Source organism: Paenibacillus glycanilyticus (genome assembly GCF_051200795.1).
Taxonomy (GTDB): domain Bacteria; phylum Bacillota; class Bacilli; order Paenibacillales; family Paenibacillaceae; genus Pristimantibacillus; species Pristimantibacillus glycanilyticus.
On sequence record NZ_CP195155.1, the window covers coordinates 3,414,980 to 3,435,618 of the forward strand.

The 20,639-nt window shown below is 49.5% G+C and carries 24 protein-coding genes and 1 pseudogene; 23 read left to right on the forward strand and 2 right to left on the reverse strand.

Annotation, left to right across the window (positions count from 1 at the left end):
* The first annotated feature begins 17 nt into the window (after nt 1-17).
* The 12 genes and pseudogenes from ACR9FF_RS15700 to ACR9FF_RS15755 all read left to right on the forward strand — a co-directional run bounded on the left by ACR9FF_RS15700 (nt 18) and on the right by ACR9FF_RS15755 (nt 9,364).
* The gene (locus ACR9FF_RS15700; RefSeq protein WP_435162841.1) at nt 18-791 is read left to right on the forward strand and encodes an SDR family NAD(P)-dependent oxidoreductase; all 774 of its coding nucleotides are present in this window, start codon (nt 18-20) and stop codon (nt 789-791) included.
* A gap of 9 nt (nt 792-800) precedes the next feature.
* The gene (locus ACR9FF_RS15705; protein ID WP_127496323.1) at nt 801-1,700 is read left to right on the forward strand and encodes a fumarylacetoacetate hydrolase family protein; all 900 of its coding nucleotides are present in this window, start codon (nt 801-803) and stop codon (nt 1,698-1,700) included.
* Nucleotides 1,701-1,807: 107 nt separating this feature from the next.
* Nucleotides 1,808-2,140 carry a winged helix-turn-helix transcriptional regulator gene (locus ACR9FF_RS15710; RefSeq protein WP_127496324.1) on the forward strand — a complete coding sequence of 111 codons (333 nt, stop codon included), beginning with the start codon at nt 1,808-1,810 and terminating at the stop codon, nt 2,138-2,140.
* Between the two features lie 183 nt (nt 2,141-2,323).
* Nucleotides 2,324-3,052: an NAD(P)-dependent oxidoreductase gene (locus tag ACR9FF_RS15715; RefSeq protein ID WP_435162844.1), complete on the forward strand. Its 729-nt coding sequence runs from the start codon at nt 2,324-2,326 to the stop codon at nt 3,050-3,052.
* Nucleotides 3,053-3,071: 19 nt separating this feature from the next.
* A complete protein-coding gene (locus ACR9FF_RS15720) occupies nt 3,072-3,524 on the forward strand; it encodes a DUF2269 family protein (protein WP_317979610.1) in 453 nt (150 codons plus the stop codon).
* 125 nt (nt 3,525-3,649) lie between these two features.
* The gene (locus tag ACR9FF_RS15725; protein WP_435162847.1) at nt 3,650-4,315 is read left to right on the forward strand and encodes a response regulator transcription factor; all 666 of its coding nucleotides are present in this window, start codon (nt 3,650-3,652) and stop codon (nt 4,313-4,315) included.
* A complete protein-coding gene (locus ACR9FF_RS15730) occupies nt 4,312-5,670 on the forward strand; it encodes a HAMP domain-containing sensor histidine kinase (protein WP_435162849.1) in 1,359 nt (452 codons plus the stop codon). The genes ACR9FF_RS15725 and ACR9FF_RS15730 overlap by 4 nt, the downstream gene beginning before the upstream one ends.
* A gap of 11 nt (nt 5,671-5,681) precedes the next feature.
* Nucleotides 5,682-6,227 (forward strand): VanZ family protein, encoded by a 546-nt coding sequence (locus ACR9FF_RS15735; RefSeq protein WP_435172130.1) that lies wholly within the window; start codon nt 5,682-5,684, stop codon nt 6,225-6,227.
* Nucleotides 6,228-6,334: 107 nt separating this feature from the next.
* Nucleotides 6,335-6,877, forward strand: coding sequence for an NAD(P)H-dependent oxidoreductase (locus ACR9FF_RS15740; protein WP_435162851.1), 543 nt, complete (start codon nt 6,335-6,337; stop codon nt 6,875-6,877).
* Nucleotides 6,878-7,005: 128 nt separating this feature from the next.
* On the forward strand, nt 7,006-7,884 hold the full coding sequence (locus ACR9FF_RS15745) for an amino acid ABC transporter substrate-binding protein (RefSeq protein WP_201005738.1): 879 nt from the start codon (nt 7,006-7,008) through the stop codon (nt 7,882-7,884).
* 18 nt (nt 7,885-7,902) lie between these two features.
* Nucleotides 7,903-8,574: an ABC transporter permease subunit gene (locus ACR9FF_RS15750; protein WP_127496332.1), complete on the forward strand. Its 672-nt coding sequence runs from the start codon at nt 7,903-7,905 to the stop codon at nt 8,572-8,574.
* Nucleotides 8,575-8,608: 34 nt separating this feature from the next.
* Nucleotides 8,609-9,364 (forward strand): annotated as a pseudogene (locus ACR9FF_RS15755) (amino acid ABC transporter ATP-binding protein).
* A 60-nt stretch (nt 9,365-9,424) separates the two neighbouring features.
* Here ACR9FF_RS15755 and ACR9FF_RS15760 read toward each other — a convergent pair.
* Nucleotides 9,425-10,297 (reverse strand): AraC family transcriptional regulator, encoded by an 873-nt coding sequence (locus tag ACR9FF_RS15760; RefSeq protein ID WP_435162854.1) that lies wholly within the window; start codon nt 10,295-10,297, stop codon nt 9,425-9,427.
* Between the two features lie 146 nt (nt 10,298-10,443).
* On the opposite strand from ACR9FF_RS15760, the gene ACR9FF_RS15765 reads away from it, so the two are divergent.
* From ACR9FF_RS15765 to ACR9FF_RS15815, 11 genes are all read left to right on the forward strand, one after another.
* The gene (locus ACR9FF_RS15765; protein ID WP_435162857.1) at nt 10,444-12,000 is read left to right on the forward strand and encodes a HEAT repeat domain-containing protein; all 1,557 of its coding nucleotides are present in this window, start codon (nt 10,444-10,446) and stop codon (nt 11,998-12,000) included.
* A 165-nt stretch (nt 12,001-12,165) separates the two neighbouring features.
* Nucleotides 12,166-12,549 (forward strand): FixH family protein, encoded by a 384-nt coding sequence (locus ACR9FF_RS15770; protein ID WP_317979619.1) that lies wholly within the window; start codon nt 12,166-12,168, stop codon nt 12,547-12,549.
* 73 nt (nt 12,550-12,622) lie between these two features.
* Nucleotides 12,623-12,922 (forward strand): ArsR/SmtB family transcription factor, encoded by a 300-nt coding sequence (locus ACR9FF_RS15775; protein WP_127496337.1) that lies wholly within the window; start codon nt 12,623-12,625, stop codon nt 12,920-12,922.
* Nucleotides 12,923-13,154: 232 nt separating this feature from the next.
* On the forward strand, nt 13,155-14,321 hold the full coding sequence (locus ACR9FF_RS15780) for an iron-containing alcohol dehydrogenase (RefSeq protein ID WP_435162860.1): 1,167 nt from the start codon (nt 13,155-13,157) through the stop codon (nt 14,319-14,321).
* A gap of 206 nt (nt 14,322-14,527) precedes the next feature.
* Nucleotides 14,528-15,526: a type I glyceraldehyde-3-phosphate dehydrogenase gene (locus tag ACR9FF_RS15785; RefSeq protein ID WP_127496339.1), complete on the forward strand. Its 999-nt coding sequence runs from the start codon at nt 14,528-14,530 to the stop codon at nt 15,524-15,526.
* A gap of 41 nt (nt 15,527-15,567) precedes the next feature.
* Nucleotides 15,568-16,395 (forward strand): GDSL-type esterase/lipase family protein, encoded by an 828-nt coding sequence (locus tag ACR9FF_RS15790; RefSeq protein WP_435162863.1) that lies wholly within the window; start codon nt 15,568-15,570, stop codon nt 16,393-16,395.
* Between the two features lie 12 nt (nt 16,396-16,407).
* Entirely contained in the window at nt 16,408-17,397 is a 990-nt protein-coding gene (locus ACR9FF_RS15795) for an ABC transporter ATP-binding protein (RefSeq protein ID WP_435162866.1), read from the forward strand.
* Nucleotides 17,390-18,376 carry an ABC transporter permease gene (locus tag ACR9FF_RS15800; RefSeq protein ID WP_435172132.1) on the forward strand — a complete coding sequence of 329 codons (987 nt, stop codon included), beginning with the start codon at nt 17,390-17,392 and terminating at the stop codon, nt 18,374-18,376. The genes ACR9FF_RS15795 and ACR9FF_RS15800 overlap by 8 nt, the downstream gene beginning before the upstream one ends.
* A gap of 61 nt (nt 18,377-18,437) precedes the next feature.
* Nucleotides 18,438-18,893 (forward strand): hypothetical protein, encoded by a 456-nt coding sequence (locus ACR9FF_RS15805; protein WP_201005748.1) that lies wholly within the window; start codon nt 18,438-18,440, stop codon nt 18,891-18,893.
* Between the two features lie 160 nt (nt 18,894-19,053).
* Nucleotides 19,054-19,881, forward strand: coding sequence for a PPK2 family polyphosphate kinase (locus ACR9FF_RS15810; protein WP_435162868.1), 828 nt, complete (start codon nt 19,054-19,056; stop codon nt 19,879-19,881).
* A gap of 319 nt (nt 19,882-20,200) precedes the next feature.
* On the forward strand, nt 20,201-20,398 hold the full coding sequence (locus ACR9FF_RS15815; RefSeq protein ID WP_435162870.1) for a hypothetical protein: 198 nt from the start codon (nt 20,201-20,203) through the stop codon (nt 20,396-20,398).
* A gap of 82 nt (nt 20,399-20,480) precedes the next feature.
* Here the strand turns inward: ACR9FF_RS15815 and ACR9FF_RS15820 are convergent, their stop codons facing one another.
* Complete coding sequence (locus ACR9FF_RS15820; protein WP_435162872.1) at nt 20,481-20,636, reverse strand: hypothetical protein; 156 nt, start codon at nt 20,634-20,636, stop codon at nt 20,481-20,483.
* Nucleotides 20,637-20,639: the final 3 nt, after the last annotated feature.

Sequence of the window (20,639 nt, forward strand, 5' to 3'; positions counted from 1 at the left end):
AAGATCGGAGGCACCCCATGAGATTAATCGATAAAGTCACTTTGATAACCGGGTCGGGATCGGGAATTGGCAGAAGTACGGCGCTTCGTTTCGGCGAGGAAGGCGCCTTCGTTATCGTGAACGACCTTGATGCCGTTAACGGAGAGGAAACCGCGCAGCAGATCCGCGACAAAGGAGGAAAGGCGACATTCATTCAAGCGAACGTCGCCGATCCGCAGTCCGTGCAAGAGCTTGTAAAACAATCGCATGAGAAATACGGCCGTATCGACGTGCTCTTCAATAATGCGGGAATCAGCGGTGTCGGCGCCATCCACGAGACCGAGCCGGAGCAATGGGACAAGGTAATTGAAGTAAACGTACGCGGCGTTTTTCTAATGAGCAAATACGTCCTTCCCGGCATGATGGAGCGTAAATCCGGTAACATCATCAATATGTCGTCTTGCATTGCGGAGATTGGACTTGCTCGCCGCGCCTCTTATTCGGCGTCAAAGGGTGCCGTACTGGCCCTTACTAAATCGATGCAAGTTGATTACGCCCCCTACAACATTCGCGTAAACGCCTTGCTGCCAGGAACGATACTAACGCCGTTTGTTGAAGATTTTCTAGCAAGATCGTATGACGATCCCCATATAGCCTACGAATCTCTGCGCAAACGCCAGCTGAGCGGTGACTTGGGCAGGCCGGAAGACGTTGCGCAAGCCGCCGTATTCCTCGCGTCGGATGAGTCTAAATTCATGATGGGATCCCCGTTATATATCGACGGGGGCGTCGTATTCGGAAAAAATGCATAGGAGGAACTTATGAAACTATTAACCTTTATAGAGAACGGCGAATATAAACTTGGAATTAAAACGGACTTAGGAGTACTCGACGTAGCCTCCTCCGCACGGGAGCTCGGTATGGCCGGCAAGGTGCCAACGGATGTTCATTCCGTCATTGCCGAAGGAAAGCCGGCTGTAGAAGCGCTCAGCAGGCTTGCGGAAAAAGCCTCTTCCGCCGCTCGCGCGAGCTCCTATTGGCTCGAAGAGGATTCGCTGAACTACGGACCTTGCGTCACGAACCCGCAAAAAATCATCTGTATCGGCCTCAATTACCGCCGCCACGCGGAGGAGACAAATGCGGCGATTCCGGAATATCCGATTTTGTTTAACAAGTTCAACAACACGCTGACGGGGCACGGACACGATGTACCGCTCCCGCGAGTATCGAGCAAAGTGGATTACGAGGCCGAGCTCGCTATCGTCATCGGTAAGCAAGCAAAGTATCTTTCCGAAGAAAATGCGCTGGACCATGTATTCGGTTATTGCTGCGTCAACGATATTTCCGCGCGCGACCTGCAGATGAGGAGCCAACAATGGCTGCTCGGCAAATCATGCGATGGCTTCTCTCCGCTTGGTCCTTACTTGGTCACGGCGGATGAAGTAGGCGACCCAAACAACCTGGCGATCCAAACGACCGTAAACGGAGAAATTCGCCAAAACTCCAACACGTCCGATATGATTTTCCATTGCAGAGAGATTGTAAACTACGTTTCCCAGCATATGACGCTATTGCCGGGAGACATCATTCTTACAGGAACGCCGGAAGGCGTCGTGCTTGGTTACCCGCCGGAGAAGCAAGTTTATTTGCAGGACGGGGACATGGTCACGATCTCGATTGAGAAACTCGGCAGCATTACGAACCGAATGGTGAAGGAATAAGGTCATTAGGTCTTTCAATGATTGACTTGATTGCCGTGCTAGCATAAAATTTTATTATGTTAATTTCAGGCAATACAGTCCTTCATATGTAAGGGGATGATTCGTCAATGATTCATCAGCGTGAATGTCCGGTCGAGACGCTCCTTCATGTTTTAAGCGGCAAATGGAAGCCTCTTATTTTATGGCATCTGATGGAATCCAAGAAGAGATTCAACGACCTGGAAAAGCTAATACCCGATGTATCCCAAAAAATGCTCTCGCAGCATCTCCGTGATTTGGAACGGGAAGGCATCGTCGACAGAACGGTCTATCCCGACGTCCCTCCAAGGGTAGAATATTCGCTAAGCGAGTATGGCAAAACCTTGATTCCCGTAGCGGAAGCGATGTGTGCTTGGGGAGAAAATCATAATAAGCGGAAATATGAAGAGTCAGCGTCATAGAGCTGGTTCAAACAACAGGCTGCCACATCCCGGGCAGCTTTTTTTTGTCTTCCTGCGGCTTCAATCCTGATACTTACTTTTAAGTTAGTACCCTACTTTAAAGTGGGTTCTTAACAACATTTTGCAGCGGTGCTAAGCTTGAATTAACCAATATTAGGGTTTATTCAAGAGGAGGAACGAGCAATGAAATTGATTGTTTTTGGAGCGACGGGCAATACGGGAAAAAGAGTGTTGGTTCAGGGGATAAAAAGGGGGCATGAAATGACCGCATTCGTGCGAAATGCCGAAAAGCTTTACGAACAGCTAGGCGAGCATTACGCAAAGCTTGTGAAGGTGATCGAAGACGATATTTTGGACCCGGCGAGTGTCGGTGAGGCGCTCGCGCATCAAGACGCCGCTATTCTTGCAGCCGGCCATGCGGGTCAGGGAGAAGAGTTTATTCGTATGGTCGATAACATGATCAGCCAATGCGAATGGCAATCCAGCTTCTCCGGACGGGTATGGATGATGGGAGGAGCCGGCCTGCTGGATATTCCGAATACGGACCTCATCGGCAACCATTTACCCGGCTTTCCGCCCGAGTATAAGAATCACAACCGGAATCTCGAAAGGCTGCAGCAGACGAAGCTTGACTGGTCCATCATGTGTCCGGGTACTATGATCGATTCAAACGAGCTGCCGGCACATGCTCATCTGCATGTTACAACGGATGCTTTGCCCATTCCGATGCCGGAGACGATCAAGGAATATTCCGAGGCTGATATAGCCGGTCACTTGTTCAGCCGGCTTCAAGAGCTCGATGTAACCTATGATGATGTCGTAACCTGCATGTTGGACCATCTTGAGCTCGGAGGAGCTTTTTATAGAAAAAGAGTTGGTTTAGCTTATCAAAGCCCTATCACGGTGCGCTAAGGGGAAAGGAGATAATAATTTGTTTGGATTACTGCTGGTCGTTCATATATTCGCTTCGATCGCCGTCATTGGCCCCGCATTCGTAATGCCTATCATTAGAAGATCCGCTAGAACCGTCGGTCAATTGAACTTTGCTTTAGGTGTGACGGCTAAACTTACCATTATTCTCAAGATCGGCGGAACCGTACTCATTTTAACCGGTATTGGTCTTATGATCATAACCAAGTTGGGGTTATCTCAATTATGGCTGAATACGGCCATTCTGTTATCACTTTCCATGATCGTCATGATTGATGGATGGATTGAGCCGCGTATGAAGAAGATCTTTAAGCTTACTGCCGAAAGCCAGGACCACAGTAAGGAAATACCGGCCGAGTTCAGATTAGGGATAAAAAAGATCGTACCCATTGAGATTGCGGCACAGCTGCTGATGGTTGTTATACTGGTGCTTATGGTCGTTAAGCCATTCTAATCATGCTCATTCGGAAAAAGCCCTTGCATAAGGGCTTATCGTATTTTTGACAGGGGAAGAGAAAAATCTTATAACTACAGTTAAACTACAGATGACCATGCTATCTTGTTTCAGGAGGAATATTTATGGACATACGAATTCTGCTTGTCGAGGATGACGAACATATAGGCAATACCGTCAAAACCTTTTTAATCGAAGCCGGCTATCAAGTAGACGTCTGCCTAGACGGCAACGAAGCGTACAAAAAATTTTATAATCAGATTTACCAGCTTGTCATTCTCGACATCATGCTGCCCGGTATGAATGGCCATGAACTATTACGGGAGTTTCGCAAGCTGAATAATACGCCCATACTGATGTTGACCGCTCTATCGGACGATGAAAACCAGATCAAGGCGTTCGACGCGGAAGCGGACGATTACGTAACAAAGCCATTCAAGATTCAGCTTTTGCTAAAACGCGTGGGAGCGCTGCTCAGGCGAAGCGGCGCGTTGGCAAAAGAAATACGCTGCAGCAACCTGACGCTTCTGCCGGATGATTTCAGAGCGCATTACCGTGGCGTAGAGCTGCCCCTGACGCTCAAAGAATTTGAGATCCTTATGCTATTGGTTCAGAATAGTGGCCGGACGTTATCCCATGAAATCATCTTATCGCGAGTGTGGGGATACGATTATGACGGTGACGGCAGCACCGTGCATACGCATATCAAAAATCTGCGGGCCAAGCTGCCTGAAAATATCATCAAGACGGCACGCGGCGTAGGCTACCGATTGGAGGAAGACACGCTTTGAGAAGAAGCGGAATATTCATCAAAGTATTCATTTACACCATCATTTTCTCGGGGTTGCTGGTCGGCGCGACGGCAGCTCTATTTTCGACGCAAATCATGTCTTATTATTCCGGCCTCCAACTCCAGAAAATCAGCGGGACATACAAGCAGTTAATTGAACGGTCGCAAGGGAATGCCGATATTACGGAGATCGCGGATCAATTCCATGATCGGAACCAATCGTTTCGTTTCTATATTACGGACGAAGGCGGCAGCATTGTTTACGTAACGCCCGCCGCTAATCCAGCCAGCAGTTTGACCAGCATGAAGGCCGAGAGGGAAAGAACTTCGTTCCTCGTTTATCTTGGAAACGGCTATGCGCTCCACGTATTCAACGACGATGTGTTTTCGCTAAAATACGGTCCTTTGATTGCGCGCGTCATGGTAATATTGTCCGGAATGCTTGTCGTCTGCGTACTAGCATCGTTTATCTTTGCCCGCCAGATGACGAAACCGATCAAAGCTTTGGCGGATAATACAACCAAGATGGCGAATCTCGAAGAGGTCCCGCCTCTCCCGGAGCGCAAGGATGAGCTTGGGGTATTGGCACGCGACGTTCATTCCATGTACGACAGGCTGAAGAGAACCATCTCCCAGTTAGAGGACGAAATCTTGAGAGAACGCGAGCTGGAGGAAACGCAGCGTTACTTCTTCTCCGCGGCTTCCCATGAGCTAAAAACGCCTGTCGCGGCTACAAGCGTTTTGCTGGAAGGAATGCTTGAAAATATAGGCGATTACAAAAACCATCCCAAATACCTGCGAGAATGCTTAAAGATGATGGACGCGCAAGGCAAAATGATTTCCGATATCTTGGAGATTGTCAGTCTGAACGACGGGAAAATCGTACCCGCTCCCGAAAAACTGGACATCAGGCGTATCGTTGCCGAGATGCTGCTTCATTTTCATCCCTTGTATGAGGCAAAAGGGCAACGTATCGTTACGGATATTCCTGAAGGACAGACCTGCCTGGCGGATCCTAAAATGTTAAATAAGGTGCTTTCAAACATCGTATTAAACGCGGTGCAAAATACGCCGCACGGCGGGGAGATCCGTGTATGGAGCGCTACCGCCGCCGGTGAATGCCGCCTGTGCGTGTTGAACAAGGGGGTGAGAATTGACGATGCGGCACTGCCGAAGCTGTTCGATCCGTTCTATCGGGTAGATAAAGCGAGGAGCCGGAATAAGGAACGAAGCGGCTTGGGACTTGCCATTGTCCGGAAAACGTTAGAATCCATGCGCGTTGATTTTGCTTTGGAAAACACGACGGAGGGCGTTCTGTTTTGGATGCTCTTGCCCGTAATAACGAAGGATGCATAGAAGGAGATTTTATGAATACGCGACAACGAATAGAAACCGTCATTTTATATGGCGTTTGCATCTGCTACATAATAGTGTTACTAAAAATATTGTTCCTATCGAGAGTTTCGATAGCGGAGATCTTTAATACGGAAAGGACCATAACGAGGTCTATCAATCTCGTACCCTTTCATAGCATAACGGAATTCATTGCCGGCAGCACGGCTAATGCAAAGCGATTTGCTTTTGCGAATGTGATGGGCAATATCCTTATTTTTATCCCCCTTGGCGTCTATCTGCCCTTATCTAAGAACAATTACATAACCAATGTTATGTCTATTATAGCTTTGAGTTTGTTCGTTGAAATCATCCAGGGTCTTTTAGGAATTGGAATCGCGGATATCGACGATATCATTCTGAATTCAATAGGGGGTTGTATTGGCCTTATCGTTTACCGATTTTTACTCATAATGTTGCGAAATAAGAACAGGGTCATGACTGCGATCACCGTCATCTCGGCTATCGTTGGATTTCCGATTACTTACTATTTAATGTTCATGATAAAAATGAGATTTTGAAGATCTGTTAATGCTTGCCTGACTCAAGTCTTCTCGATAATAAGCTGAATTCCGGGGTACTCTAAACAACGGAATGCTTACGCTTTTTATTGAATGGAGGATAAACAATGAAAACGTTGGTCATCATCACTCATCCTAATATGACGGCCTCAAGAGTAAATAAGGCATGGCGCGAAGAATTGCAAAACCATAAAGACATCACGATTCACGAATTATACGCGACGTACCCCGACGAAAAGATCGATATTGCTCGCGAGCAAAAACTTATCGAATCCCACGACCGTATCATTTTCCAATATCCGTTGTATTGGTACAGCACGCCGCCTTTGTTAAAGAAATGGTTTGATGAGGTTCTGCAATACGGATGGGCGTATGGAGCCGATGGCAGTAAAATAGCCGGCAAAGAAATTGGCGTTGCCGTTTCAACCTACGGTACAAATGAGTCGTATCAGCATTCCGGGTTTAATCGATTTACGCTTGAAGAAATTCTGCGCCCAGTCGAAGCATTAGCACATTTCATCAGCTGCAAGTACCTGCCGCATTTCGCCTTAAACGATGTTTCTAATCTGACTGACGAGCGGCTTGCTCAGAGCAAAGCCGATTACATCAACCATATTCGCAGCGTTAAGCCAACCTTGGTTCACAGCTAAGCTTGTTTTTCCTGCGAGGAAACCGTCCCTTAGGGGCGGTTTTTTAATGCGGCAAGCAGAAGCGAATGAAGGGGATAACCAAAGGGAGAGGCTGGAATACTATCCTCAAAGAAAGGGAGGACTCACCTATGAAGACTTGGCGTAAAAACATCTGCTTCATGCTGTTATTCGCGGTCATTCTGCTTGGCGGATCGGCATGCGGCAATAAAAACAACGATAACGGCGCAAATACCGGCACTAATAACGGGAACAACGGGACAGCCGGTACGGGAAACACGACGAATAGCGGTAACGCGGCATCCGATAATTCACTGAAGGCGATTAAGTCAAGCGGCGAGATCACAATCGGCACGGAAGGTACATACGCACCGTTTACGTTCCATGACGCAAGCGGCAAGTTGACGGGGTTTGATGTCGAAATCGCCGAGGAGATCGCTAAGCGTATTGGGGTTAAGGCGAAGTTCGTTGAAACGAAGTGGGACGGTATGCTTGCCGGATTGGATGCGAAGCGCTTCGATATGGTGGCAAACGAAGTCACCATTCGAGACGACAGGAAGGCGAAATACGATTTCTCCGACCCGTATATCCTGTCTAAGGCGGTTCTGATTGTGAAGGAAAGCAATACGAACATCAAGAGCCTGACCGATCTCAAAGGGAAGAAGTCCGGCCAGTCGCTTACCAGCGATCTTGGCGACATTGCCAAAGCGAACGGGGCGCAGCTTGTCGCGGTGGATGGATTCAATCAGGCTATCGATTTGCTCACGTCGGGGCGGATCGATGCGACGATCAATGATAAATTATCCTATCTGGATTTGAAGAAAGCGCGTCCTGACGTTCCAATAAAGGTGGTTGCGGAGACGGACCAGGTGTCGCAGAGCGGCATGCTTTTCCGTAAAGGAAGCAACGAGCTTGTTGCTGCCGTAAATAACGCGATTAAAGAAATGAAGGCGGACGGCCGGTATTTGGAAATTTCCAAAACCTATTTCGGCGAGGACGTTTCGAAATAAAAGGGCGGGTAGGGTATCATGAATGAACGAACTAACCTGGATATTTTCACCGATTCCTTCCTGCCCCTGCTGCATGCAGGAATCGCATTCACGGTTCCTCTTACGTTGATTTCATTCGCGCTGGGACTTGTGCTGGCGCTCTTAACGGCACTCGCGCGGCTGTCGGATTTTTATCCGATTGTTTGGATCGCGAGATTCTACGTCTGGATTATACGCGGGACTCCGCTCTTGGTCCAATTGTTCATTATTTTCTACGGGCTTCCCAGCGTAGGCATTCTAATCGACGCGTTTCCGGCAGCGGTCATTGGGTTTACGCTTAGCGTAGGCGCCTATGGATCGGAGATCATCCGTGCGGCAATCGTATCCATTCCGAAGGGACAATGGGAAGCGGCGTTCTCGCTTGGGGAAACGAGATTGCAGGCGCTGCGCCGCATAATCCTGCCCCAGGCGGCAAGGGTCTCGGTGCCGCCGCTATCCAATTCGTTCATTTCCTTGGTAAAAGACACATCGCTGGCGGCAACGGTGACGGTTACGGAGCTATTCCAAAAAGGGCAGCAAATCACTGCGGCTGTCTATGAGCCGCTGTTGATCTACTGCGAGGTCGCTTTGATCTATTTGATTTTCTGCTCGATACTGGCATTGCTGCAACGGCAGCTGGAAATCTTCTTTAATCGATATTACACGGCTTAACCGGTGCGGTTCATTCTTAGGAGGATTATCCCCAATGATCGAAGTACGCGAATTAACCAAATCATTCGGCGACACTCCTGTGCTTCGCGGTATAAATTTGACGCTGGAGTAGGGGCAGGTGCTTGTGTTGATCGGACCTTCGGGTTCCGGAAAGTCAACCTTGCTGCGCTGTTTAAATGTGCTCGAGATGCCTACATCGGGGACTGTCGCAATCGGGAAGGTTCGGCTCGAATTCCGGCCGAATTCGAAGCCGCGAAAGGCGGATGTGCTGGCGTTGCGCCGCCAGTCAGGCATGGTGTTCCAAGCCTATCACTTATTTCCTCATTTCACTGCGCTTCAGAACGTGATGGAAGGCCAAATAACGGTTCGTCGCAAACCAAAGAACGAAGCACGGACAAAGGCGTTGCAATTGCTTGCGAAGGTCGGGTTGGCTGAGCGTGCCGATTCTTACCCGCATCAACTGTCCGGAGGGCAGCAACAGCGCGTAGGTATTGCCCGGGCGATGTCTACTGACCCGGAGCTGCTGCTGTTCGACGAGCCGACTTCCGCGCTGGACCCGGAGCTCGTCCGCGAGGTGTTGAGGGTCATTCGGGAATTGGCGGAAGAGGGGAGAACGATGATTATCGTTACCCACGAGATGAAGTTCGCCCGCGAAGTGGCGGACCGTATTGTGCTGCTTGATGAAGGCGTCATTGTGGAGGAGGGGCTGCCGGAGCAAATTTTCAGCCAGCCCCGCGAAGCCCGTACCCGGCAGTTTCTTTCTTTGTTGATGGATCAAAGCACCGTGTAAGAGAGGGGAAGTATAGGCAATCTCATAAATATCCGCGTAGATCGCGGTTTTTTTGTTTCGTTAAGATTCCGATTCGCGGAACATTTGAGGCGATTTGCCGGTGTACTTGCGAAACGTTCTGGAGAAGTAATGCACGGAGCTAAAATGATATTTGTCCGCAATTTGCATAATGCTGAGGTTGGACGAGCGCAGATCCTCTTTTGCCCGGCTAACGCGGAACTGATTGATGTACTGGACCGGCGACAGACCGGTTGTTCGCTTGAATAATTCGAAGAAGTAGCCTCTGCTGACGCCAATTTCATTATAGTACCGCTCCAGTTCGATTTCGGCGCCGCCGAGCAGCTCGGCTTCTATTCGCTCCAGCAGCTTGCTGATACGAGGATCAGGGATATGAGAATCTTGCAGCGAGAACGCGAGAAATTGATGGATGAATTCAGCAAAATGGCTCTGCGCCGACATACTGCGCAAAAAAGTCCGTTCATTCGTATGCTCGTTAGAGATAAAGCTCCTCTGCAGCAGATCGGTCCAGTTTAACAGCGATGCTCCTACATTTGAGACTTCAGGCAGCGGATATGGAAATGTCTCGCCAAGAAGATCCGTTCTCAGCATATTCCGGTCATAGCAGATAGGGGCTGCCTCATCCTTAAACGATTCCGTGCGGTCGACGTAATGCCAATCGAAATAGCAGCATACATGCGTCATAGGCTCGTCCGCATCCGCAATCCAGTCATGGGCTTGACCGGGTTCCATATAGACCATCATGCCGGGTGAAGCTTCATATTCGGTGCCCCCCTGACGAAAAATGCCTTTTCCCTCCGTAACGAAATAAATAGAGCTCGCGTAAACGTATCGGTTAAGGCTTGTCTGTCCCCGGTAGAACGGATACTTCGTAGCGTAATAAACATACGGGTGGAATTTGGAAAAATCCATCATGCGATGCTCCTTTCCGTATCAATCCATAATCATTCAAATTCACCTGACTATTGTGCAACAAGCTGACTGTAAGCTAAATACAAATCGGGCGGCCCCAGGTACATTAAATATATCACAAATACTTGTTAATGAAGGGGCTGCCAACCATGTCGAATGCGTTAACTTTGTTGAATGACGAGCAAATGATTCAGTTTATTACGAACGGATATCTTGTCCTTCAGAACGATTTACCGGAAGAGCTGCATCGAAGCGTGATGAATCAAATTGACTTTGTGCTGCAAAATGAAGGAAATCCCGGCAATAATATTTTGCCTCGCGTACCGGACATCCAGAAGTTCTTTGAGACGCCGGTAACGAAAGGCGCGTTGACTAGCGTCCTGGGACCTGACTATTATATGCACCCGCATCGCCATATGCATTTCAATCAGCCGGGTAACGGAAAGCCGGGAGGCGGAGAGTGGCATAAAGACGGCTTTTGGTCCTCCATGCGCAGTCATCGTCCATGGTGGGTCATGATGTTCTACTACACGCAGGATATTACGGAAGAAATGGGCCCGACGGCGATTATGCCCGGCTCCCAATACAATGAGAAATTCCCGAACCAAACTACGCTGCTGCCGACAGGAAAGGCCGGTACGATCGCTCTCGTGCACTTTGATCTATGGCATAAGGCATCCCTGAACACGTCCCATTTAGACCGTTATATGCTTAAGTTCCAATTTGTCCGTTTATCCGAGCCCAAGTCGCCAAGCTGGAATCATACCAACGCTGAACCTGTTTTTCCTTCTAACGCGGCGGATGCGCACTTGAATTTATGGAACGATGTTTGGCATTGGCTTAAGGGAGAAGGGAACAAGGCGAAGGCCGCTGCCCGCGACGATAAAGAGGTGCCGACTTTAATCGAAGCCTTGTCCAGCGGGGATGAAGTCGTTCGCAGCCGGGCAGCCGACAAGCTTGGCATCGCTGGCAAAGCCGCGGCGGCTGCCGTTCCGAGGTTGAAGCAGCTTATAAGCGATTCTTCGGAAAATGCGGCACTAAATGCCGTCTATGCGCTTGGTCATATAGGGGAATCAGGCACAGCGGCGTTATTGAAGGAAGTTGGGGAAGGATCTAAGTTAACGGCACAGCGGGCAGCTTATGGGCTTCAAGCTTCCGGCGAGGAGGCCATTCCCGGTCTGGTTCAACTGCTTGCTCATCAAGACGAGAATAAAAGGGCTCTGGCCGCATTCGTGCTGGGGATGCTGGGATCTACAGCTGCCTCCGCGGTTCCCTCTTTAATTATCGCGTTGAATGACGCAAGCGAATGGGTGAGACGCAATGCCGTCGAAGCGCTCGGAATGATCGCCGAGCCGGCAGAAGAGACGGTACCCGCATTGGTTCGGACCCTCGAGGACGCGGTTGCCCGGGAATCTGCCGGTAAGGGGGACATCAGCACAAGCGCTTACGTGCACAATCAAGAATATATAACGAACAAAATAGCCTATACAGCGGCATTATCCTTACTGCGAATCGGAAAATACGGGGACGCGGATCTCGTTATCAATGGGCTTGAATCCGGCCTGCAAAGCCATGACCGGTATACGAGAGCTTACTCTTTCGAAGCGCTGACGGCTATACGCACCGATAGGGCGGTAGACGTATTGATTAAGCAATACCGTGCCGCGCGCTGGTGCCCGGACACGCATAAAGAAAGCACGTTTTAATTCAGGCATCCGTTCAAATTATCGACATGGCTTTCATTCCTAATGCCCTTTATTGAAGAGGGTCACCGTGCTAGACTAATGTCATCACGAGAAGTAAGGGGTTAACTTAAATGATTCATGCTGACATGATTAGCCAACGGTACAATGACGATGAAGAATAAACGAATGAAATGGACGACAACGGCAATCATCGCTATGATGATGATCCTGCTGGCAGGTTGCAGTCTTGGATCAAAGCCATCTTCAAGCCCATTCCTGGATGATCTGACTATTTCGATGGAGGACACTCCAAACACCGGCGACACCACAGCCCATGCATACAAGTTGACGATTAAAGATTCAACCGGCAGCCTGGTAGATGTCGACCTTGTTCGAATAAATATGTCCATGTCGATGCAAGGAATGAATCATAAAATGAAAGCGCAAATGGAGAGAAGCGCATTGGGAGAATATAAAACCAAGGTTTATCTTCCAATGAACGGTGACTGGAGAGCGATTGTTTCGCTGAAGAAAGACAAGCATGAGAGAAAAATCAGTTTACGTCTCTAGGTATGAATTGCCATGAAAGCTCACGCGACAAACAGTTTGACATATTGCAAAACTGTAATATATAATAGGCGACATGACCAACCCAATTGAAATTTTCAAGGCACTTTCCAATGAAGCGCGGATTCAAATTTTAGAATGGCTGAAAGATCCAACAACCCATTTTCACCCCCAGGAAGGGATTGATCTTGTTAAGGTTGGGGTATGCGTTAGTCAAATTACCGAAAAATTAAACATGAATCAATCCACTGCTTCGCAATATCTCTCCATGCTTCAGCGAGCAGGACTGGTCCATGCTACACGTTCAGGAAAGTGGACCTACTACAGAAGGAATGAAGATGCGATTAATGATATCGGCCGGTTCCTTCAAAAATAATCATAGTAACCTTACGGAAAACTGAATTCACTTCCGAATTCAGTTTTTCTAAAAGTCATCATATTGACAGTTTGCAAACTGTTAATTTTTTTGGTTTATCGAATCGATAATTTGCAATATGTAGATATCATTTTGAGGAGGTGGTTTATTCACAACCGTTATCTATGAAAAAAACTGCTGAAAAACGAATTAGTACGAAACAAAAAATATAAATCGAGAGAGGTAAAATAAAATGGACAACTTTGAATTTCATAATCAGACGAAGATTTTGTTTGGAAAAGGTCAGGTAAGCAGCTTAAAAAATGAACTTCCGGCATACGGCAACCGCGTATTGCTGGTTTACGGCGGCGGCAGCATTAAAAAAAGCGGTTTATACGATAAAGTGATCCGTGAATTGAAAGAAATCGATTCTACTGTCATTGAGCTAGCCGGCGTTGAACCAAATCCACGGCTCACGACGGTCAATAAAGGGATTAATCTCATTAGAGAAAATCAACTTGATTTTATTCTTGCGGTCGGCGGCGGCAGCGTTATCGATAGTGCGAAAGCCATCGCGGCAGGCGTGCCTTACGATGGGGACGTATGGGATATCATAACCAGCAAAGCAAAAGCACCGTCTAACTCAGTACCGATCGGTACGGTTCTAACTATTGCGGGAACGGGATCGGAGATGAACGGAAATTCCGTTATTACGGATTGGGATACGAATACGAAAGCCTTTTTCAATTCCAATCACGTGCTTCCAAGATTCAGTATCCTGGATCCGGAGCTTACGTTCTCCGTGCCTCGGGACCAAACGGTATACGGCAGCGTTGATATTATGGCCCATGTCTTCGAACAGTATTTCCATGCTTCGAGCAATGCGCCTCTTCAGGAAAGAATCGGCGAAGCGATTCTTAGCACGGTCATCGAGACGGCGCCTAAGCTCGTGAACGACTTGAACAACTACGAGTATCGCGAAGTCATGTTATTAAACGGAACATTGGCCTTAAACGGACTAACTGGCATGGGCGTCAATCCGGACTGGGCGACGCATCTTATCGAACATGCCGTATCTGCTGTCCATGACATTCCTCACGGCGGCGGAATCGCGATCATTGCTCCGCATTGGATGGAACATGTCGCATCGGTACGACCGGAGAAAGTCGCGCAGCTGGGTGTTCGCGTATTCGGTTTGGACCGGGCAGGAAAAACAGATGCCGAGCTCGCGGCTGAAACGATCCAATCTCTCCGGGAATTCTGGAAATCGATTGGAGCGCCGACAAAGCTGTCGGACTATGGAATTGATGACAAGGAGATTGAGCTGATGACGGAAAGAGCTATGCTCGCCGAGCAAATTGGCAATTATGTTCCTCTCACAAAAGAGGATGTAAGAAAGATTCTGAGAAATTCTTTATAACGCATGAATAAGGACAGGGCTGCCTCAAATAGAGGCAGCCCTGTTTGTGTCCTGTCGAGCAAATGAACAAAAGACTTTTACATGAGCTGTTTTACAAAATGGCATTTAGTTAAATAATACAAAAGAGATATTTCTTATAGTGGACAAACTGCGTACACTATGCCCGTTAAACAAACAATAGATGAGGTAAATGGAGGCTGTGAAAAATGGGTAAGATTGCGATTTTCGGATTTGGCCGCATCGGTAGACAATTGCTGCGCGTCGCGCTTGGGGACAAGCTCTTCGTTCCGGTCTCGATATCCGATATCAAGGACGAAGGCACGCTAGCCGCTCTGTTTGAAGTGGATTCCAACTATAAGCGATGGCACGAGGACGTGTCCGCAAAAGAAGGCGCGATGGTTATTGGCGGGCGGGAAATTCTATATATTAATTCCTCTAAGGAAGTGCCGGACTGGAAGTCGCTCGGCGTGGATCTTGTCGTGGATTGCACGGGCCGCGCAGTCGTTCGATCCGTAGCGCAAGTACATCTGGACCGCGGTGCGAAGCGCGTTCTGATTAGCGGTCCGAGCAAATCACTCGACGATTGCGACGCGGTGCTGCTCAAAGGTATAAACCTCGACAGCTTCGATCCCGACAAACACCGGATTATCAGCATGGCCAGCTGCACGACTAACGCCTTGGCTGCCGTCGTCAAGCTGGTCAAAGAAAACTACGGGATCAAATTCGGTCTGTTCTCTACGGTGCATTCCTATACCAACACGCAATCGCTGACCGATCAGCCGATGCGAGACCGCCGTGACTCCTGGGCGGCGGCCGAGAACATCATCCCTTCTTCGTCCGGCGCGGCAAAGGCGCTCAAGTTCATCTGGCCCGACTTGCAGATCACGGGGAAAGCGTACCGCGTTCCGACCCGCACGGGAAGCATCGCCGAGCTCAATTTGATCACGGAGAAGCCTTGTTCGGTGCAGGAAGTGAATGACATGTTCCGCCGGGCCTCGCGAGAAGGTGCCTTGAAGGGCGTTATGGACGTCCTCGAAGGAGAATGGGCATCGTCGCGCATCGTTGGAGATCCGCATACGTCAATCATCGATCTGCCGCTCACGCATGTGGAAGGAGAGCTATTGTCCGTCGCAGCATGGTACGACAACGAATGGGGCTTCGCTACGCGTCTGGCCGAGGTTGCTGAGTTCTTGTCGAATAAATAGCTAGTGTTCTATGAGCAAAAAAGCGAGGGGAGACTACCGAGATGAGACCGTTATCCTCCGGAAACTTATGGAAAATTATCGGCATTTCCGCGATTTTGTCGACCCTGCTGTTAGTCGCGGGGTTTGGATTCGCCGTCAAGGACATGCTTTATCCGAAGGGTGAGTCGTTCGAAGGAAGAGCAAACGAACCGGCGCTGCCGGCAGGAGGAAAGCTGAGCGAAGGCAAGGGCATTGCCATTACGGCCATCGGTGACTCGTTGACGAAAGGAACCGGCGACGCCTCTGGCGAAGGCTACGTCAAGCAGCTCGTCGAGCTGATGAAGCAGAAATACCCGGACACGTCCGTCCGCCTCAACAACAATTTGGCTGTCAACGGACTGAAGACCAATCGGCTCGCACAACTGCTTGAAACCGATAAAGGCTACAGCTTTGCGCTTAAGCAAGCAAATATTATCGTCTTCACGATCGGCGGGAACGATCTGTTCCAGATCGCCTCGGGCACGAGTAGGGGGAAGACGGTGGGCGAATTAAACCTGGATAAACTGAAGGCCGAGCTGCCACAGGGCTTAAACCGGCTGGCGCGGATCGTGAAACGGCTCCATGCGATCAATCCCAATGCGCAGGTTGTCTACGTCGGCTTGTACAACCCGTTTTACGATATACCGGAATATCGAGGCGGCTCGCTCCAGATCCAGCAGTGGAACGACCGGGCGTACGCGCTGCTTCACCAATACCCCAATATGACGATGGTCCCGACATTTGATCTGTTCGAGAATGCAATCGGCCGGTACCTGTCGTCGGATCATTTTCATCCCAATCACGACGGGTACGCGCAAATCGCAGCCCGCATCTCGCAGTCTATGGAATAGGAGGTAACGCGCATGCAACTAGCAAAACAGGAGGCCGGACAGTCCGCTCCTCAAGACGCCGTGCTGCTTGTCCGCAACGTCAAGAAGCAAATCGGCCGCAAGCCGATTATCAAGGACGTCACGTTCGAAGTCCGCGCCGGGGAAATCTTCGGGTTTCTCGGGCCTAACGGCGCCGGGAAAACGACGATGATCCGCATGCTCGTCGATTTGATCAAGCCGTCTTCCGGCGAGATACGGATCTGCGGCGAAGACATCAGCCGCCATCCCGAAGCCGCGCTGCGCCAAGTCGGCTGCATTGTCGAAAATCCCGAAGCCTATTCCTACCTGACCGGCTGGGAAAATCTCGAGCATTTCGCGCGCATGCAGCGCGGCATTGATAACGAACGCATTCGTGAGGTCGCTGAAATCGTCGGCCTCGACGATCGAATTCATGATAAAGTAAAAACCTACTCGCTGGGAATGCGCCAACGGCTTGGCATCGCGCAGGCGCTCCTCGGCCGGCCGAAGCTGCTCATCCTGGACGAACCGACTAACGGGCTTGATCCGAAAGGCATCAAGGAGCTGCGTGAATTCGTCCGCATGCTGGCCAATCAAGGCTTGAGCCTGTTTATATCGAGCCATCTGCTGAGCGAGATTCAGCTGATGTGCGACCGCGTGGCAATCATCAGCCACGGCAAGGTGCTTGCCGTTGGAACGGTAGAGGAGTTAATCCACGACGCTGACAATTACGTCGTCTGGCAATTCGAACAGCCGGAGGAAGGGCGGCGCCTGCTCGCGGGCGAGGGCGGCGTCGAGCTCGTGCAAGAGCACGAGCACCGGATTGACGAAAGCTTGCTCGCGGGGATGAAGGAAGCACTCATCACGGCGATGAGCCCGGACCGGATCTCGTCTCTGGTCGAGAAGGCGGTAAGAGCCGGCATCGGCATCGTGTCGGTACATAGCATCGCGCCAACGCTGGAGCAATTATTTTTACGGATGACGGAAGGTGAAAGCATTGGATAGACTGCTCCCGCTCATTCAAAACGAGACGCTCAAGATCTGGAAGAAAAAGCGGTTTTTCGTCATCGTGCTCGTACTGCTGATTCTCATTCCGATCTTTACTTACGCCCAGTTTCGCATCAACGAAACGAATAAGAAGAATTTCAAAGATTGGCGCAATCAACTCGTGCAGCAAATCAGCGAATACCAAAACATACTTTCCAGCGACAGGATACCTGAAGAATGGAAACGCTCGCGGCGGATCGCCGTGCAGCAGCTTCAGTATTACCTGGATCACGACGTCAATCCGAACTCGCCGGACGGCGTCACGTTCACTCGAAGCTTTCTGTCGAACGCGGTTACGCTCTTCTTCCCGCTGCTCGTGCTTGCCCTCGCTTCCGACCTCGTATCGGGCGAACGTACGGCTGGAACGATCAAGATGCTGCTGACACGGCCCGTGCGCAGATGGAAGATCCTGCTTAGCAAACTCGTGGCGCTCAGCCTCTACGTATCCTTAATCATTGTGGTCAGCGCCGTCCTTTGTTATCTTATTTCTGGCGCGGTCTTCGGCTACACAGGATGGGATATGCCTGTATTTACGGGATTCGTCATCAAAGGTTCTTCGGTCGAGAGCAACTTCGTGCACGCGATTCCGCAATGGCTTTATCTGCTGATGGAAGCCGGGCTGATCTGGGTGTCGGCCATGTCGGTGGCCTTGCTCTCGCTGATGGTGTCCGTGCTCGTGCGCAGCACGGCCGCGAGCATCGTAACGATGATGGCGGCCGTTATTTCCGGAACTCTCTTATCCAATATGACTTCTTCCTGGCACAGCGCGAAGTTTATTTTCTCCGTCAATCTGCGGCTGACCGATTATTTGGAGGGTTCTCCACCGCCGATCACGGGCATGACGCTTGGCTTCTCGCTTGTCATTTTAGCCTGCTGGGGAATTGCTTCCCTGGCCGTTTCGTTCTTCGTCTTTACGAAACAGGATATCTTGAATTAAAATAGCTGGAAGTTCGTCATTCATCGGTTTGCGGAATAGATTAAGATAAGGAGGTGTTCTTATGGATTTGCTGAAAGGCATCGGAAAGCTGGCGGGCGATTTCACGGGCAGAGTTCTTGGTGGTACCGTGCGCGTTGCCGGGGAACTTGTTCATAGCGATTACGTGAAAGAAATCGGCAATGACGTGGAAAGAGTGACGGCGAAAACAGGCGAACTGGCCGGTCAAGCGGCAAGCGGCGTATGGGATGTTGGCGCTGGCCTGATAACGTCGGATAAGCAGCAGGCGAAGAGCGGACTCCATGATCTTGGAGATGCGGTTGCGACTACTGTCAGAGGAGCTGGCCAAGGGATCGAATACGTCGTCGAAAGCGGAAAAGAAGTTGTGACAGGCATTAAGGAAAATGATAAGCAGCTGATTAAAGAGGGCGCCAAGAAACTGGGTAAAGCGGCAGCAGTCTCCGTAATCGCTGTCGGTGTAATCGACATCGTTGACGGTCCGGATGGAATGGACACATAAGAGACAGTCTAATAACCATAAAAGCATCAAAACGACAGCTGATGGCTGCCGTTTTTTTATTATTAGCGTTATGGGGAAAGTTTGTCGAATTGAAGGGTTTTGATACGGCCGTCTCGAATAGTTGACGAGACTTAAAGAAATGCCTGAGGAGGGGTTTCCCATGTTGAAAAACTATCGGCTGACTAAAGCAGACAAGCGTGGTCTGAGCCGTTTCGATCCGAACGATACGGGCGGCTTTGCAAGTAAAGAAGACATTCAAGATGAGTTTGAACATATGGAACGGAAGCTCCGCAATCTGCAGGACAAGTTGTTTGCCTCCAAGACCAATGGCGTGCTCGTTTTGTTCCAGGGGATGGATTGCAGCGGGAAGGACGGCGTCATCAAGAAAGTACTTTCCAACCTGAATCCTCAAGGTTTCCGAGCGGAAAGCTTTAAGAAGCCGACTACAGAAGAGTCTGCTCATGACTTCTTATGGAGAACGCATAAGGTTGTCCCTGCCAAAGGCTATATTACCGCATTTAACCGTTCTTATTACGAGGATGTGCTCATAACCCGGGTGCATGGCATGATACAGGATGAGGAAGCAGCAACCCGGATGAAGCATATCCGGCATTTCGAGAAGCTTCTAACAAACAATGGCGTGCTGCTGATCAAAATTTTCTTGCATATTTCCCCTGAATTTCAACTGGAGAAAATCCGCGAACGACTGAGCAACCCGGAGAAGCTATGGAAATTCGATGCAAGTGATCTGAGCGAGCGGCATTACTGGGATTCCTACATTGACGCGTACGAGGATGCCTTCCGGCATACGGCAACCAGTCACGCTCCATGGCATATCGTTCCGGCCAATGAACGATGGTTCCGCGACTACTTGGTGCTCCGGATTATTTTGAACGCCATGGAGAAGTTGGACCTTTCTTATCCCGAACCGGACATTGATACGCAGAAGCTTCTGGAGCAGCTTCAATCAGGCGAACCTAAGGAATAAAAATAATAGCGTTCAGCCGCCGCCGCAATCCATCCTTTAGCCATTACCGGCAGCAAGAACGCCGTCATGAGGGTTATTGGTGATTCAAACTTCGTAATAGAGGGTATATCTTGAAAAAGAAGCAGCCTTCAACGCAGCACTAGCTATTCATTTTGCATTTTGAGAAGAAGAGAACCAATCTGAACTGTCAGAATCGTTTCATTCTTTTGATGCCAGCCTGAATCCAGGTCTTGTTGAACACTTGCTCCTTTTTGGTAGTCCATGGAGCAAGTGTTTATTTTGTTTGGGATATTCTATTAAATAAACGGGGGGATTTTCGATGAACAAACAATCGTTGGATTTCATTAAGCAAACGCTTGAAGGGTTAAAGCAAAGGACGGCTTCTGTACTGGAGGAGGGATTGATTGAGCATGTTATTCTGATGCTGGATAGGAAATACCCTTCGTACCTGTTAGAGGAAGCCACCATGAATGAACACTCTGCTCGAACACTGACTCGTCATGGAGGTAAACGATAAATTTTCGATTTTTGAAGAATACCATAACAAGCATAAAAGACCTCCGAAAAGGAGGTCTTTTATGCTTGTTGTATATTTACGATTAGTAGTACCCTTTACCTGTGCTTACGCCGCCAACTTGTGGGCCGTAACCGCCGCCCCAGCCGCCAACAAAGCCACATCCGCAGACGATAATCACCAGCAAGATGAACAGTACAAGAATTCCACCAACATGATTGCCATGGCCAAATCCTGACATGAT